This is a genomic window from Pseudodesulfovibrio halophilus DSM 5663 (assembly GCF_059568665.1).
Genome location: NZ_JCANTV010000014.1, coordinates 145,859 through 161,451, shown reverse-complemented (window position 1 = coordinate 161,451; position 15,593 = coordinate 145,859). Strand labels below are relative to the sequence as shown.

The window sequence follows — 15,593 nt, the reverse complement described above, 5'->3', positions numbered from 1 at the left end:
TCTATCGCTCCTTGACCCGCATGACGATGCGGCGGATGTCCACGGAGTTGGGGCAGCGGGCGATGCAGCGTCCGCAGCCGCAGCACAGTATGGTGCCGTCGTGCAGGTCCGGGTAGTAGCCGAATTTGTGGCCCACACGGTTGCGCATGCGGTGCGCCTTGGTGGGGCGCGGATTGTGTCCGCTGGCTTCCTGCGTGTAGTTGTGGTTCATGCAGTTGTCCCACGTGCGGATGCGCTTGCCGGAAAGGCCGACGGCTTCATCGGTGATGTTGAAGCAGTAGCAGGTGGGGCAGAGGTAGGTGCATGCCCCGCAGGAGACGCAGGCTGCGGTCATCTCGGACCAGAAGTCGAGATTGTCGAAGGCGTCCATGATCTTGGCGGGGACGTCCGAGAGGTCCGGGGCCTCGCTCATGGCTTCCAGCGCCTGCTTGGCGACTGCGTCGGCTTCGGCTTTGACGCCTTTTCGGGTCGTGGTCTCGGCCAGATCGAGCAGCTTCTTGCCTTCGTCGGTGACGGCGCGGGCGGCGTATCCGCCTTCCACCGGGACGAGCAGCACATCGGTGCCGTCTTCGTCGGCGGGGCCGGAGCCCATCCAGTGGCAGAAGCAGGCGTTCATGGGCTTGTCGCAGCCGATAGTCACGAAGTGCGTGTTGTCGCGGCGGGCCTTGTAGTACGGGTCGGTGATGCGCTTGTTGTCGTAGACGCGGTCGAACATGGCGAAACCGCGGACGCCGCAGGGGCGGGCGCCGAAGACCACGGTGGGTTCGGCTTCGATGGATTCGCGGATGTCGATGTCCAGCGCGTCGGGTGATTCGGCGGACTTCATGCGCTTGAAGGAGAGCAGGGTCTCGGTCTGCGGGAAGATCGCTTTCTTGGGCGACTCGGTGGCCTGCGCGTCAAGCTCGACAGCGGATGCGTCGTTGACCTGCGCGTAAATCACGGCCTCGTGGTCACGTACGGGAGCCATCACGCGCCGTTCTGCGGCCATGGCCTTGATCCATGCGTCCAGATTCTCTTCGGGCAGGAATACGGTCTTTGCCATTTACCAGCCCCTCTCGTTGATGGTTTCCTCGTCCACCTGGAACGTGAACAGCGGCGGGATGGCCGCCGGGTCCACGCCGGACTCGTAGTTGAAAAGCCCCTTGACGGCGGAACTGAATTTTTTCTTGAACATGAGCACCGGGATGTCCATGGGGCAGGCGCGTTCACATTCGCCGCATTCGGTACAGCGTCCGGCCAGATGCGAGGCGTGGATGAGCTGGAACATCCATTTGTTGCGGATGTCCGTCTCCTGCGACAGCCAGTGCGGGTCGCGCGAGTCGCCGATGCAGTGGTCGCGGCAGACGCAGAGCGGGCAGGCGTTGCGGCAGGCGTAGCAGCGGATGCAGCGGTCCATCTCGCCCACCCAGAACTCGAAGCGTTCCTGAACCGGTTTTTCCTCGAAGGCTTCGATGCGCGCGTACTGCGTTGCCTCGTTGCCCACCGGCTCCAGCGGCTTGCCCGCCATGTGGTCGAATTCGAGCGGGTTCGGGTAGCGACAGGTGGTGCACTTGTCGGCCACCAGCTCTTCGCGCGGCAACTCCTGCTCTTCGCCATTCACGCTCAGGCGCACGGTGGTTTCGTCTGTTTCGAGGCTTTCGACCCGTGACAGGTCCGCGGCGCGGCGGAGCTTGGCCTTGTCCAGCACGCCCCGGCAGGGCACGCCGAACACGGTGACGGCTTCGCGGTCGATGAGTTTTTCCTGCATGAGCTGCACCACGGTGCGCGAGTCGCAACCCTTGACCACCACGCCCACCTTCTTGCCCTTGAAGCCGGTGAGGAAGGACGCGAGGTTGTGTGCACAGGTGGCGTCGAGGACCATGCGGTCCAGATCAGCCTCTTCCTTGATATGATAGGGCGTTGCGTGGGCCGGGTCGAAACCCCGTTCCCATGCGACCACGAAGTCGAGGTCGGGCAGCGCCGCTTGTATCTGTTCCTTGAGAGTATCCAGTTTGGACATGCTTCCTCCGGATCAGCCGAGGTTGGCGGCTTTCAGCTTCTCGGCGGCGTCCGCGATGGCGGGCGAGGGGCCGAGACGGTGAATGCGCTCGGTGAATTTGGTGACCACTTCCTGCCATTTCTGGCCTTCGGAGGCCGATACCCACGTATACTCGAAGCGTTCGGGGTCGATGCCGCTGACGGGCAGGAACTGCTTGAGCACTTCGAGGCGGCGTCTGGCGTAGAAGTTGCCTTCGGAATAGTGGCAGTCGCGCGGGTGGCAGCCGGAGACGAGGACGCCGTCCGCGCCGGAGAGCAGGGCCTTGACCACGAAGAGCGGGTCCATGCGGCCAGTGCAGGGCAGGCGCACCACGCGAAGGTCGGTCGGCTGGTCGAAACGGGCCACGCCCGCGGTGTCCGCGCCGCCGTACGAGCACCAGTTGCAGAGAAAGCCGACTATGCGAAGTTCTCGTCCATCCATGACAGGCATAATGCGTCCACCTCGGCGAGTATCTGGTTGTCTGTGAAATGGCTCAGCTGAATGGCACCGTGCGGGCAGGTCACGGAGCAGATGCCGCAACCCTGGCACACGGTGTCGATGACCTCAGCCTTGGTCGAGCCGTCGCGTGCTTCGATTTCCTTGATGGCCCCGAACGGGCAGGTGCGCACGCACTTGAGGCAGCCCACGCAGCGGCGCTGGTTGACCTGCGCCACGGCCGGGTCGGATTCCAGTTTGTCCTTGGAGAACATGGTCAGCACCTTGGCCGCGGCCGCGCTGCCCTGTCCCACGGAGGACGGAATATCCTTGGGGCCCTGACAGGCTCCGGCGAGGAAGATGCCCGCCGTGTTGGTCTCCACCGGCCTGAGCTTGGGGTGACCTTCGAGGAAGAAGCCGTATCGGTCATAGGAGATGCGCAGCTTCTCGGCCAGCTGGGGTGCGCCCTTGCCGGACTCGGCTCCCACGGCCAGCACTACGAGGTCGGCGTCCACTTCCATCTGGGTCCCGGCCAGCGTGTCCGCGCCGCGAACCACAAGGGATCCGTCCCTCGGGTAGATCATGGAAACACGGCCGCGGACGTAGCGCGCTCCGTATTCCTCCATGGCCCGACGGGTGAACTCGTCGTACTGTTTTCCCGGGGCGCGGATGTCCATGTAGAACACGTAGCTCTGGGAGTCGGGCAGGTGGTCCTTGGTCAGGATGGCCTGCTTGGCGGTGTACATGCAGCAGAAGCCCGAGCAGTAGGGTCGGTCCACGGACTTGTCGCGTGAGCCGACGCACTGGATGAACACGACGTTCTTGGGCTCGCGTCCGTCGGAGGGGCGCTTGACGTGCCCGCCCGTGGGGCCGGAGGCCGAGAGCATGCGCTCGTACTGCAGGGAGGTGATGACGTCGGGATAGCGTCCGCCGCCGTACTGTTCCAGCCGGGTATGGTCGAAGAGGGAAAAGCCGGTGGCGGTGATGACCGCGCCGACTTTGACCTCGGTCAGTTCGTCCTGCTGCTCGTAGTTCACGGCACCGGTGGGGCAGACCTTGGCGCACACGCCGCACTTGCCCTTGGTGAACTTGATGCAATGTCCCGGGTCTATGGAGGCCTTCTTGGGGATGGCCTGCGGGAACGGGATGTTGATGGCGGTAGTATTGCCCACCGCCTCGTTGAAGCGGTCCGGCACTTTCTTGCTGGGACACTTCTCGGCACACAGGCCGCAGCCGGTGCACAGCTCGTTGTTCACGTAGGTGGCGTGCTTGCGCACCGTAACATCGAAGTTGCCCACGTACCCGCTGACCTCTTCGATTTCCGATGAGGTCATGAGCGTGATATTGGGGTGCTGGGAGACGTCCACCATCTTGGGGCCGAGGATGCATGTGGAGCAGTCCACGGTGGGGAAGGTCTTGTCCAGCTTGGCCATGGTGCCGCCGATGGTGGATTCGCGCTCCACGAGGATCACGTCGAGTCCGCCGTCGGCGCAGTCCAGCGCGGCCTGAATGCCCGCCACACCGCCGCCGAGCACCATGACGGTCTTGTTGATGTCGAAGGACTTGGCCACCAGCGGGCGGTTCTTGCGGAGCTTCTCCACCGCCATGAGCACCAGCTCGGTGCTCTTGAAGGTGTTCTTCTCCTTGTCCTTGCCGATCCACGATACATGTTCGCGGATGTTGGCCATTTCCAGCATGTATCGGTTCAGCCCGGCCTTTTCGATGGCCCGGCGGAAGGTGTTCTCATGCATGCGGGGCGAGCAGGAAGCCACCACCACGCCATCGAGGCGATGCTCGCGGATGGCGTTCTGGATCGCTTTCTGGCCCGGTTCGGAGCAGGTATAGACCTCGTCCGTGGAAAAGACCACGTCCGGGAACAGTCGCGCGGCCTCGGCCACGCTGACCACGTCCACGGTCCCTGCGATGTTGCTGCCGCAGTGGCAGACGAATACGCCTATTCTCATTTATTCGCCTCCCTCAAGCTTTTTGAGCAGGGGGCGCGGGTCTACCGCGTGCAGGTTCATGCCGAGCTTCTCCGGCGCGATGTCCAGCGCCAGCCCGATGACCTGCGTGATATAAAGGATCGGGATGTTGAAGCCCCGACGCTGCTTGCGGTTGACCTGCGACTGCCTGAGGTCGAGATTCATGTGGCAAAGGGGGCAGGCCGTGACCACGGCGTCCGCGCCGCAGTCCTCTGCCGCGTCCAGCAGCCGCGCGGTGAGCTTTGCCGTGACGTCGGCGCGCGGAACGCCGTACGCCGCGCCGCAGCATTCCACCTTGAGCGGGAACGGGGCCGCCTCGGCACCGAGCGCCTCCACGATCTTGTCCATGGCCACCGGGTTTTCGTGATGGTCGAAACGCATGATCTCGGGCGGCCGGTTCATGATGCACCCGTAATAGGGCGCGAGGCTCAGGCCCTTGAGCTTCTTCACCGCGCGCGCCTTGAGCGCTTCCACGCCGTAGTCCTCGAAGATGATCTGGAGCACGGACTTGGTGGTGACGCCGCCGTCGTAGGGGCGGTCGAGGAGCTGGTTGGTCCTGTCGCGAAAGTCCTTGCGGGAGAGGCGGTGTTCGGCGGTCTTGAGGTTGGTCAGACAGCTCGGGCAGGGCGTGGTGACCCGCTTGTGGCCCATGGCCTCCACCCGTTCGAGGTTTCTGGCCGAGAGGGCCGCCGCCAGCGAGTGGTCCACGGTATGGGCCGGGGTGGAGCCGCAGCAGCTCCAGTCATCGATCTCCAGCAGCTCTATGCCGAGCCCGGCCATGCACTCGCGGGTACACATGTCGTATTCGCGCGCCGAGCCGGTCTGTGAGCAGCCCGGATAATATGGAATCTTCATCAGGCTCATTCGCCCGCCTCCTCGCGTTGCAGATAGCGGCGGAAGATGCGTTTGACCTCGTCGCGTCCCTTGATTTCGTGGGGCCTGAAGTCGAGCTTGCCGATGGAAAGCGCCTTGGGGGCGATGTCGGCGCCGGTCCAGAACCGGCCGGTCTTCAGGTTGTAGTTTGCGGCGACGCCCATTTCGAAGACGCGGCCGTGGCGCTTAACGGATTCGAGAAATCCGTCGTAGAAGGTCTTCACGTTCTTTTCCGCGGCGTATCCCTCGCGCCGGGCCATGTGCCTGAGCACGTCCATGATCAGCGCCACGTCGATACCCTGAGGGCATCGGGTGGTGCAGGACTCGCAGGTGGCGCACAGCCAGAGGGATTTCGATTTGAGAATGCGCTCCTTCTGCCCGGCCTGCAAAAGACGCATGATCTGGTTCACCGGGATGTCGTATACGAAGGTATACGGACATCCCGCGGTACAGTTGCCGCATTGGTAGCAGGTGGCCGGGTCCTGTCCCGATTCGCGTTTCACGTCCTCTATGAAGGTCGCGTCGCAGCTCTTTCCCATACTGAGAATTTCCATATGAAAACTCCATCGCTTCCGGCTGGATGCGGAGTCATTCCGAGAAGTCAGCCCGTAAAAATGGTGGTCAACGTACCCCGAAGAAGGATTATTGTCCATATTCGGGGGCGGTAAGGGTGAAATTGCATTGATCGGGAAGTGGGGGCGGTTGCGCGTTTCGAAATGCGGAATGAATGCAGGTGAATGTTTCCGATTGGTTTACTCGGACCCCCCTTGAAGGTGTCCGTGAACCGCTTTGGGAGGTTTGTTGGCGACCGGTCCGGTCAGAAATTGGATGTCCACGCGGCGATATTTTCGTTCATCGGCATACGGGCGCTGCCGGTCCTTGCAGTAGGGCTCGCCGTCGGAAAGGTCGAGACCGGCCTCCAGCTCGGAGCGGCCCTCCACCACGATGCGGTCCTGGTGGTCCAGAAACCACTGGCGCACAGGTTCTTCGGTTTCGCAGAGACAAAAATTGTAGATTGCCATGGCCCGGCGCGCCGACAGTTCCGCGTTGGTGGCAAAGTCCTCGAAGTAGAGCGTGCTGTTGTTGTCGTAGGAGTCGAGCTTGCGTCTGGCGATCCTGTCCCTGTCATCGTCCATCCGGCAGGAGGCGTGTCCTATGAACGCGACCATGGAGGCCCGGAGTTCTCTGTAGCGCTCGGGGATCATGGAGCAGATGGACAGCAGTTTCCGTTTGTCGGCAGGCGCGAAGCGATTGTGACCGAAGTTCGTCCCGCTGCCGTAGGTGATGGTGATGGTCGAGTTGGCCTCCGTTCGCTCTCTGGAGCCGTATTCGAGGTCCATGCCCGCAATGACCACCCCTGCCGCGGTGGCGACGCCCACGGCGGTGAAAACGAAAAAAGCGGTGAGCCCGCCGAAAAGGTCGCAAAGGGCTACCCAGTGGTCTTCCGCAGGCTTCATTTGCTCTCCTTCGCCTCTTTCAGGTGCTGCAGCAGACGCTGGAGCAGCGCCTCCAGTCCCACAATGTCGTTTTTGTCAATGGCGGAGAGAATTTTCTCCAGATCCGCGCCCGGGTCGTACCCGTGCCGTCTCATTGTGTTCTCCTGCCGTTCCATGCGAACCGCAAGCGCACCGTGCAGGCGGTCCATCTCTGCGGGGATGTTTCCCATCTTGCGGAAGGCGTCCCTGAGCTCGCGATCATAGTTGTGGGCTTTGCGGTAGTTGCGGACCATCCGTTGCAACTTCATGGCCGTGTCTTCGACTTCCTTGCGCAGCTGGTCGTAGCTCTCTGTCGTGGCCTTGAGCTGTGCGTTGATCTTTTTCGCCTCCTCGTGCAGCTGCTTGTAATCACTGCGCGAGAGGACAAGCGTCTCGTGGCTGGTTTTGACGGCGGAGTCCATGTTGACCGCGATCTTGTCGAATTTATCCTGCATAATATTCAGCTCGGAGCGAATTGTGTTTTGCGTGATCGAAGCCTGCTCCCGCATCGTGTCGCAGAAAGTTTGGGTGCTTGCCCGCATTGCCGTGGCACATTCTTTCGCCGCGGCTCCGCAATCAGCGGTCGCCTGATCCAACATGGAGAAGTGGTGCGCGAATTCGCTCCGCAACTCGCGCGATATGGCCTCGGCGATTTCCTGTGCCGGAATGATCTTCTGCCCCTTGATGCTGGTGTCGATGGAGTCGAGTTTGGTGCAGACCGCGCTCGAATGCGTGTCCATCACGCTGATCATGTCTGTGGGCTGGTCGGCAAAATTGTTGAATAACCCTTTGAAAATCTTGACACCGATGGCTCCGCTGATGCCGGCCACGCTGGACCAGAAGGCGAGGGAGAGTGTCAGCATGAGCTTTTTTATTTCCTGAAAATGCTGACTCAGAAACTGCACTTTTTCAGGGGATTCGGACAACTCAACCGCGCTCGTGCCGAGGGCCAGCCCCAGAAAGGTGCCGAGGATTCCCAGCGAGGTCATGATGCCGCCCGCGTTCTCCGACAGGTACAGAGTGAACGTCCGGGGGGCTTCCTGCAGTTGCTCCGCGTTGCGCCAGCGCCGGAGGTCGTATAGAATGACCGATAAAAAGAGGGTCGTGATGAGGGCGATGAAGGTCGCCGTGATGAAGACCGTCCAGAAGCCGTTGTCGGGAAAGCCGAGCAGGAGCGGGGCAAAGTAGTTGGGCCACCAGAGCAGAGCCTGTGTGAAGTAGGGCTTGGTCTGATGGCAATGAAGGCCCAGACAGTTGGACGAGATGGTCCACACGCCCATGAAGACCACGGCGGAGATGAAGCTCTGGGTCAGTCGTCCGGGGTGCGCTTGTTGGACCGGAAGCAGTGGCGGCATCGATTTCATGGGCTAACCGATACCGGGTTTTCGTTATAGTGTCTACCCTATAAGCAAAGGTTGGAGCATGAGCCTGGGCAGGATTTCCCCTGCTTTGCCGTGGAGGGCGAAGTCCATGAAGCCTGTGTTGGGTGTCGGCTCGAGGTTTACCTCCACCGTGACGGCCCCGTGCCGCGTCGCGAGGTCCGCGAGGGATGCGGCGGGCTGGACGAGGCCGGAAGTGCCGACCACCATGAGGATGTCCGCATTGGCGGCTGCTTCTACGGACGAGTGCAGGGTGCCGGGGTCGAGCTGTTCGCCGAACCAGACCACGTCCGGGCGCAGCAGCGCGTTGCAGCCGGGACATTTGGGGAGGGGGGGGAGTACGTCGTGGTCGTGCGTTTTGAAAGTGCACTGGGTGCACCGCACGCGCCAGATGTTGCCGTGCAATTCGAGCACGCTGTCGCTGCCGGAAAGCTGATGCAGTCCATCCACGTTCTGGGTGATGAGGTTGAACGAGGGCGTGTTGGCCTCCATGGCGGCCAGTACCTCGTGGGCGGGGTTGGGGCGGCACTGGCGCAGCATGTCCCGCCGCCAGTTGTAGAAGTCCCATATCTTCTGCGGGTCCCGCGCAAAGGCTTCGGGGTGCGCGAGTTCTTCGGCGCGCAGGCCGTTCCACACTCCGTCCGGGCCGCGGAACGTGGGCACTCCGGATTCCGCGGAGATTCCCGCGCCGGTAAGGACCACGATGCGCTCCGCGCCGTCCACGAGCGCTCTCACTGTTTCGATGCTGGCGATCATTTTTCTACGCTATCTCACCGCATATCCCAAATCAATCGACATTTTTAAGAAGACTTGCAAACGGGAAACGACCTGAGTATGTTTCGCTTCTCGTTTTTGTTAAATATCGAAGAAACATTCTGACGCGTGGAGGATGCTTTGACGCAGCGCACGGTATATTTCATAGAAGGCGACGGCATCGGCCCCGAGGTGTGGGCTTCGGCCCGTCCTGTACTTGATGCGGCCATGGACAAGGCCTACGGCGGAAACAAGTCCCTCGAATGGGTCGAACTGCTCGCGGGCGAAAAGGCGTTTGCCGAAACCGGCGAATATCTTCCCCAGACCACCATGGACGCGCTGGCAAAGGCCGAGTTGGCCATGAAAGGCCCGCTGGGAACCCCGGTAGGCAAAGGGTTCCGCAGCCTGAACGTGACCATGCGGCAGGCTTTCGACCTCTACGCCTGCATTCGTCCCGTGCGGCACTTCCCGGGTATCGAGTCCCCGGTGAAGCACCCCGAGCGCGTGGATATGGTCGTTTTCCGGGAAAACACCGAAGACGTGTACGCGGGCATCGAGTACGCCTCCGGCAGCGCGGAAGCCAAAAAGCTCATCGCGTTCCTGCGCGACGAGCTGGGCGCGGACGTGGATCCGGGCGCTGGCGTGGGCATCAAGCCCATGACCGAGAACGGCAGCAAGCGCCTCGTGCGCCGGGCCATCGAGTTTGCCGCTCGCGAAGGCCGCGAGTCCGTGACGCTGGTGCACAAGGGCAACATCATGAAGACCACCGAAGGCGCGTTCCGGGCGTGGGGCTATGAAGTTGCCGAGCAGGAATTTGCCGGGACCTGCGTCAAGGAAGGCGAAGAAGGCAAGGTCGTGGTCAAGGACCGCATCGCGGACGCCATGTTCCAGGAGTGCCTCATGCGCCCCGAACAGTATTCCGTGGTCGCCACCAGCAACCTCAACGGCGATTACATTTCTGATGCGCTGGCCGCGCAGGTCGGCGGACTGGGACTGGCCCCGGGCGTGAACATGGGCGACACCCTCGCCATGTTCGAAGCGACGCACGGCACGGCTCCCACCATCGCAGGCAAGGACATGGCCAACCCCGGCAGCCTCATCCTGTCCGGTGCCATGCTGCTGGATCACGCCGGCTTCGGCGAAGCCGCCGAGCTGGTTCGCGGTTCCGTGGAGAAGGCGCTGGCCGCACGCAAGGTCACGGTGGATCTGGCTTCCCAGATTCCCGGTGCCGAGCAGGTCGGCTGCCGCGAGTTCGGCGAGATCATCCTGTCAGGAATCTAGATCATGAAATGACCGCCGCGAGCCGCATGGGTTCGCGGCGGTCATTCTTTCATCATGATGGAGCTATCCCAACTCGCGCTTTTCGCCGGAGCCGTGTTCGTTCTGGCGCTCACCCCTGGGCCGGACATCCTCTATGTTCTGGCTCGCGGCATATCGCAGGGCAGAAAGGCGGGCCTGTGCGCCGCTGCCGGATTCAATCTGGGCGTGATCGTTCACACGCTCTTTGCCGCGTTCGGCGTTTCCGCAGTGCTGGCTGCCTCTGCCGCGGCCTTCACCGCCATCAAGCTCGCGGGGGCCGCCTACCTCGTCTACCTCGGGGTGAAGATGTTCCGCAGCGCGGCCACTGCTGGTGCGATGGGCGGTGACAGACGCGAGATTCCCACGGCGACCATCTTCCGCCAGTCCATCGTGGCCAACGTGCTCAACCCGAAGGTGGCACTGTTCTTTCTGGCGTTCCTGCCCCAGTTCACGGACCCGAACCGCGGCCCGGTGGTGTTTCAGATGATCCTGCTCGGGGCCGTGTTCATGCTCGTGTCCTTTTCCGTGTTCGCCGCGGTTGCTGTCTTCAGCGGTGCGGTTGGGGAGCGCCTTCGCACGGGACCGAAGATGGAGCGCGCCCTCAACAGAACCGCCGGGACCGTTCTGGTGGGGCTGGGCGTGACGCTGGCCCTCTCCGACGTCTAGAGTTTTCAGCCCCCGGAGCTCGACTTTTCTTGACGCCCGCACCGGCTGCGGTTAGGGGCTGATCGAAAGGACGGGGAAAAACGATCATGCGACGTGCCGAACTTGACGCTTCCTTGCGCTATCTGCTCGCCGCTCCGTGGCCGCACGCCACGGCGCTCGTATCGCTGTGCATTGCGGTGGTGCTCACGGTCTGCGGATTCACGCTGGAGGCCGGGGGTGAGTTTCGTCTCGGCGGAGCGGTCTGCCTGTGGGCGGTGTTCTGGCTGGTGGTGGCTTTTTTCGCTGGTGCGGACGGCATCTCCCGGAACCGGGAGTACCGCAGGCTGCGGCGGATGTTCGTGCGTTACGGCGTCAGCGAACGCATTCTGGAGACCGTGGCCAGATCACGTTGTCAGCGGGACGCTGCCCTGCGTGCCGCCGAGGATGTGGGAGCTCGTGAGAAGGCCGAGACGTTTTTCCGGTCGCTCGGCTACCGATGGTATCATATCCTGCCTGATGCCGTGGTCCGCAATCCCCTCGTCTTTCTGAGTCCTTCCTTTCTGCGGACATCATTCATGCCGGGCAAGCGCGGCCGACGTCAGCGCATCAGGTCGAAGTAGCCCAGATTCGCCATCCTTCCCCATTCCAGCCAGCGGGCCATGAACCGCTTGTAGCTTTCGTTCACCCGCCTTGCTCGCACGCTTTTGCCCGCTTCATTCTCCACTGTCTCGTCGGCTATCCTGTGAAACAGCTCGAGCAGCTTGGGCGGGAATGGGGCCACCGTGATTCCCGGCGTATTCCGGAGCTTATGGATGGCTCGCCCGTTGAGCACCGCAAGACTGGCTTCCATGTGCTGGGACACTTCGGCGGCGCAACTCCTGACGATGGCCTTGAGGTGCTGAGGCAGTGCGTCGTAGGCGTGGCTGTTGATGCCCAGTTCCAGGATTCCGGCAGGCTCGTGCCAGCCGGGGTAGTAGTAGTGCGAGGCCACCTTGTCGAGGCCCAGTTCCGTATCGATGTGCGGGCCTATCCAGTCAGTCGCGTCCAGCAAGTCCGCCTGCATGGCCGGAACAAGCTCGGAAGGGGGAAGCAGGATAGTCTTTGCGCCGAGCTTTTCGTAGATTCGCCCGCCGAGTCCTGGCATCCGGATTCGCAGCCCGAGAAGGTCGGCAGGCTCTTCAAGGGGGGCTTTGAACCAGCCGCCCATCTGCATGCCCGTGGCTCCCATGGGGAAGGGGACGATGCTGAAGCGTCGATAGATGTCCTGCCAGAGAGAGAGGCCCTCGTCGCCGAGAAGCCACGCCATGCAACCCTCGGCGTTCATGCCGAAGGGCACCGACGAAAACCACGCCGTGGCCGGCTCGATTTCATCCCAGTAGTAGGAGGCGGCATGGTAGCACTGTATCTCGTTCTGCGAGGCGGCGTCGAAGACGTCGAGCGCGCCCATGAGCTCACCGGCGGCGTGGAGTTCTATCTCCAGTTGCCCCTGACTGAGTTGGTGAACCCGCTCCGCAAAGAGGCGTGCCCCCTCGTGCATCACTGGCAGGTTTCTGGGCCATGCCGTAGCCATGCGCCAGCGGATGTTTTTCCGATCATTATCGGACAAGGGAGTGCAGGCCGCAAGGGTAAGCGCCCCAGCGCCAGCAAAGAATTCTCTGCGTTTCATGCCGCAGATTTAGCAAAAAGCGGCGGCAGGGACAATTATTAGGAGGTGAAGTCCTGCATGCCGCAGCGTTTGCAGTCACCGCAGGCAATGCCGGGACAGCCGGGGGTGACCACGGCTTTCTGCGCCTGATGCCACTCCCGCAGCATGAACGAGCGCCGGACGCCTATGTCCACGCATTCCCAGGGAAAGGGCTCGTCGTCGGCGCGCACGCGGTCGAGATACACCGACGGGTCACCGTCCCAGCGTTTGAGGGCTTTTTTCCAGCCGCCGTGCTTTGCGGCGAGCATGATGAACTCGGCGACGCGTTCGTCACCCCGGGCCAGCAGCCCCTGAAGCCGGGCCTGAAAAGGGCTGTCGTGGGTGAGCGTGAGCCCCTTGTAGGGCTTGACGATCTTCCTGAGCTGTTTCAGGCGGCGGTCCAGCTGTTCTTCGGAGGCCATGGGAGCCCACTGGAAGGGCGTCCACGGTTTGGGGACGAGGCAGCTCGCCCCCAGCGTCATGCGCATGTAGGATTTCTTGCGACCGCCGGGCTCCTCGGCGCGGATGTCGATGATCCGCTGCATGAAGTCGGCAAGCTCGTCGTAGTCTTCGTCGGTCTCGCCGGGCCAGCCTACGATGATGTAGCTCTTGAGGTGGTTCACCCCGTAACGGGCGCACAACCGGACGGCTTTGAGAAAGTCGTCGGGATCGAGCTTCTTGCTCGCCATGTTCCGCAGCCGTTCGCTGGCCCCCTCTAGGGCGAGGGTTATGGTGCGGATGCCACACTGGCGCAGGAACACCAGCAGTTCCTCGGTGATGCCGTCCGCGCGCATGGACGACAGGGAAAATTTGGTCTTGCGTTCCTTGAGCCATTTCAGGAACGGCAACAGGTCGGGCCAGTCCGTGAGCGCGGTGCCCACGAGTCCCACCTTGAGCGGGTTGGTGCGTTCCACCACGTCCTTCATGACGTCGATGTCGGCGTGACGGGGGGGACGGTAGATGTAGCCTGCGGCACAGAAACGGCAGCCGTAGGGACAGCCGCGGTTCACTTCCAGCAGCAGGGTGTCCTTGAAGGTGGCGGTGGGGCTGACGAAGCAGGACCACGCAGGATCGGGGAGCGCGCTGCCGAGAGCTGAAACCACTCGGCGCACGGGTGTCGTCGAGCTGCCCGGAACATAGACGCCGGGACGGTCCTTGACCGCCTCCAGAAAGTCGGACTTGCTCCCGCCCGCGAAGATGTGATCACGCAGGTCCAGAAGCAGTTGCAGGTGGTCTTCGTTTGCCTCTCCCACCCAGAAGAGATCCACGAACGGCGCGATGGGCGCCGGGTTCAGGAAGGCGGGAGGCCCGCCCGCGAGAACCAGAGGGAAGTCCGGGCGTTCCGCCGCAAGCGGCGGAACGCCCGAGGCCTCCAGAGTGCGCGCGAGGAGGAGATAGTCCTCCTCATAAGTCACGCTGAAGGCAAGGACAGGGAATGAGGATAGTGGGTGGGATGCCTCCCTCGATACAGGCTCGCCGCCGTCCGGGCCGTGTCCGGTCTTGTCCGGAAACACGCGCTCAACCGCCATGAGCGGTTCCTCCGCAAGGAGGCGGTAGACGGCCTGCCAGCCGAGGGTCGACACTGCCAGCGCCTCGCCTCCGGGCACCACGATGGCCGTGGGCAGCCGACCGCCGTGGTCTGGAGCCAAAGGCTCCTCCCGGCCGTAAAACAGGTGTCGCTTTGCGTCAGCTATGGCGAATCCCTCCGCCCGCCAAGGCGCGGTCTGGCAAATTCCTCATGGACGCCTCCGTTAGTCCGCGTTTCTGCGGATGAATGCGGGGACGTCGAAATCGTCTTCCTCGAAGATGAACTCCTCTTCACCCGGGCCGGCCACGGCGCGGCGGGAGACCTGCTGCTGCGGAGCGGGTTCCTCGGCGGCAGCGGCGCCCTTGCGCAGGTAGGCCGGGATGTTGCGGTTCTCTTCGACGACGCGGCGATGGCCTTCGCGCATGCCGGAGCGTGCGGTCTGTTCCTGGCTCTGTCCGCGGGACATGCCCCGGGGTCCGAGCAGCATCATCTTCTGCTGGTCGGCCTTGGACATCTGCGGCTCGGGTTCTTCCATGACCTGTTGGATGCCGGTGGCGATCACGGTGATGCGCATTTCGTCGCCCGCGTCGGGGTCGAAAACCGTACCGAAGAAGATTTCGGCGTCTTCGTGGGCTTCCTTGTAAATGATGTCGGCGGCTTCGGAGACCTCGTCGATGAGCATGTCCGGGCCGCAGGTGATGTTGATGAGCACGCCCTTGGCGCCCTCGATGGACACGTCTTCCAGCAGCGGGCTGGTGATGGCCTTCATGGCCGCTTCCTTGGCGCGTCCTTCGCCGGAGGAGATGCCGGTACCCATGAGCGCCATGCCGGAGCTTGCCATGGCGGCCTTCACGTCCGCGAAGTCGAGGTTGATCAGGCCGTGCACGGTGATGAGGTCGGCGATGCCCTTGACCGCATAGTAGAGCACTTCATCGGCCTGCTTGAGCATGTCGGCGAACGCGGCCTTCTTGGCGGCGAGCTGCAGCAGGCGGTCGTTGGGGATGGTGATGATGGAGTCCACCACTTCGGACAGGGCCTTGATGCCCTTTTCGGCGGAACCGAGGCGGCGGCGTCCTTCGAAGTAGAAAGGCTTGGTCACGACGCCAACGGTGAGCGCGCCCATTTCACGGGCGATCTCGGCGACGACGGGCGCGGAGCCGGTGCCGGTGCCGCCGCCCATGCCTGCGGTGATGAAGACCATGTCTGCGCCTTCGAGAGAGGCGCGGATCTGGTCCACGGATTCCTGTGCGGCTTCACGCCCGATGTCCGGATTCGCCCCGGCGCCGAGGCCCTTGGTGAGCTTTTCGCCCATCTGGATCTTGTGTTCGGCCAGCGATTTGTGGATGTCCTGCGAGTCGGTGTTGGCAACGATGAATTTCACGCCCTTGAGCGCGGACTGGATCATGTTGTTGACAGCGTTTCCGCCACCGCCGCCGCAGCCGACGACCTTGATTTTCGCGTTGGTGTCGTGTTCGATTTCAAAGTATTCCATTGTGTCCTCCTTCCCTGAGTTTCCCTGTTCT

The 15,593-nt window shown here is 62.7% G+C and carries 15 protein-coding genes; 3 read left to right on the top strand and 12 right to left on the bottom strand.

Translation table 11 applies throughout. From position 1 onward, the window contains the following. Window position 1 precedes the first annotated feature (1 nt). The 9 genes from BR24_RS14205 to BR24_RS14165 all read right to left on the bottom strand — a co-directional run bounded on the left by BR24_RS14205 (window position 2) and on the right by BR24_RS14165 (window position 8,917). Window positions 2–1,042, bottom strand: coding sequence for a 4Fe-4S dicluster domain-containing protein (locus tag BR24_RS14205; protein WP_496542140.1), 1,041 nt, complete (start codon window positions 1,040–1,042; stop codon window positions 2–4). Next, complete coding sequence (locus BR24_RS14200; protein WP_496542139.1) at window positions 1,043–1,999, bottom strand: 4Fe-4S dicluster domain-containing protein; 957 nt, start codon at window positions 1,997–1,999, stop codon at window positions 1,043–1,045. 12 nt (window positions 2,000–2,011) lie between these two features. Next, entirely contained in the window at window positions 2,012–2,467 is a 456-nt protein-coding gene (locus BR24_RS14195; protein WP_496542138.1) for a hydrogenase iron-sulfur subunit, read from the bottom strand. Next, window positions 2,434–4,416 carry a 4Fe-4S binding protein gene (locus tag BR24_RS14190; protein WP_496542137.1) on the bottom strand — a complete coding sequence of 661 codons (1,983 nt, stop codon included), beginning with the start codon at window positions 4,414–4,416 and terminating at the stop codon, window positions 2,434–2,436. The genes BR24_RS14195 and BR24_RS14190 overlap by 34 nt, the downstream gene beginning before the upstream one ends. After that, complete coding sequence (locus BR24_RS14185) at window positions 4,417–5,298, bottom strand: CoB--CoM heterodisulfide reductase iron-sulfur subunit B family protein (RefSeq protein WP_496542136.1); 882 nt, start codon at window positions 5,296–5,298, stop codon at window positions 4,417–4,419. Next, the gene (locus BR24_RS14180) at window positions 5,295–5,861 is read right to left on the bottom strand and encodes a 4Fe-4S dicluster domain-containing protein (RefSeq protein WP_018125750.1); all 567 of its coding nucleotides are present in this window, start codon (window positions 5,859–5,861) and stop codon (window positions 5,295–5,297) included. Before BR24_RS14180 ends, BR24_RS14185 begins: the two co-directional genes overlap by 4 nt. 198 nt (window positions 5,862–6,059) lie before the next feature. After that, window positions 6,060–6,764 carry a hypothetical protein gene (locus BR24_RS14175; protein ID WP_496542135.1) on the bottom strand — a complete coding sequence of 235 codons (705 nt, stop codon included), beginning with the start codon at window positions 6,762–6,764 and terminating at the stop codon, window positions 6,060–6,062. After that, window positions 6,761–8,146 carry a hypothetical protein gene (locus BR24_RS14170; RefSeq protein WP_496542134.1) on the bottom strand — a complete coding sequence of 462 codons (1,386 nt, stop codon included), beginning with the start codon at window positions 8,144–8,146 and terminating at the stop codon, window positions 6,761–6,763. The genes BR24_RS14175 and BR24_RS14170 overlap by 4 nt, the downstream gene beginning before the upstream one ends. Before the next feature lie 33 nt (window positions 8,147–8,179). Next, window positions 8,180–8,917, bottom strand: a complete 738-nt coding sequence (locus tag BR24_RS14165; RefSeq protein WP_496542133.1) for an SIR2 family NAD-dependent protein deacylase — start codon at window positions 8,915–8,917, stop codon at window positions 8,180–8,182. Window positions 8,918–9,055: 138 nt separating this feature from the next. On the opposite strand from BR24_RS14165, the gene icd reads away from it, so the two are divergent. The 3 genes from icd (at window position 9,056) to BR24_RS14150 (ending at window position 11,478) form a co-directional block, all read left to right on the top strand. After that, window positions 9,056–10,195 carry an NADP-dependent isocitrate dehydrogenase gene (icd, locus tag BR24_RS14160; protein WP_496542132.1) on the top strand — a complete coding sequence of 380 codons (1,140 nt, stop codon included), beginning with the start codon at window positions 9,056–9,058 and terminating at the stop codon, window positions 10,193–10,195. Window positions 10,196–10,249: 54 nt separating this feature from the next. After that, on the top strand, window positions 10,250–10,879 hold the full coding sequence (locus BR24_RS14155; protein ID WP_496542131.1) for a LysE family translocator: 630 nt from the start codon (window positions 10,250–10,252) through the stop codon (window positions 10,877–10,879). 86 nt (window positions 10,880–10,965) lie between these two features. Beyond that, complete coding sequence (locus tag BR24_RS14150; protein WP_496542130.1) at window positions 10,966–11,478, top strand: hypothetical protein; 513 nt, start codon at window positions 10,966–10,968, stop codon at window positions 11,476–11,478. On the opposite strand, the gene BR24_RS14145 is transcribed toward BR24_RS14150, so the two are convergent. The 3 genes from BR24_RS14145 to ftsZ form a co-directional block, all read right to left on the bottom strand. Then, a complete protein-coding gene (locus tag BR24_RS14145) occupies window positions 11,457–12,524 on the bottom strand; it encodes a TRAP transporter substrate-binding protein (RefSeq protein ID WP_496542129.1) in 1,068 nt (355 codons plus the stop codon). The genes BR24_RS14150 and BR24_RS14145 overlap by 22 nt on opposite strands. Before the next feature lie 38 nt (window positions 12,525–12,562). Then, a complete protein-coding gene (locus BR24_RS14140) occupies window positions 12,563–14,191 on the bottom strand; it encodes a radical SAM protein (RefSeq protein WP_496542128.1) in 1,629 nt (542 codons plus the stop codon). Window positions 14,192–14,293: 102 nt separating this feature from the next. After that, window positions 14,294–15,562 (bottom strand): cell division protein FtsZ, encoded by a 1,269-nt coding sequence (ftsZ, locus tag BR24_RS14135; protein WP_496542127.1) that lies wholly within the window; start codon window positions 15,560–15,562, stop codon window positions 14,294–14,296. Window positions 15,563–15,593 lie beyond the last annotated feature (31 nt).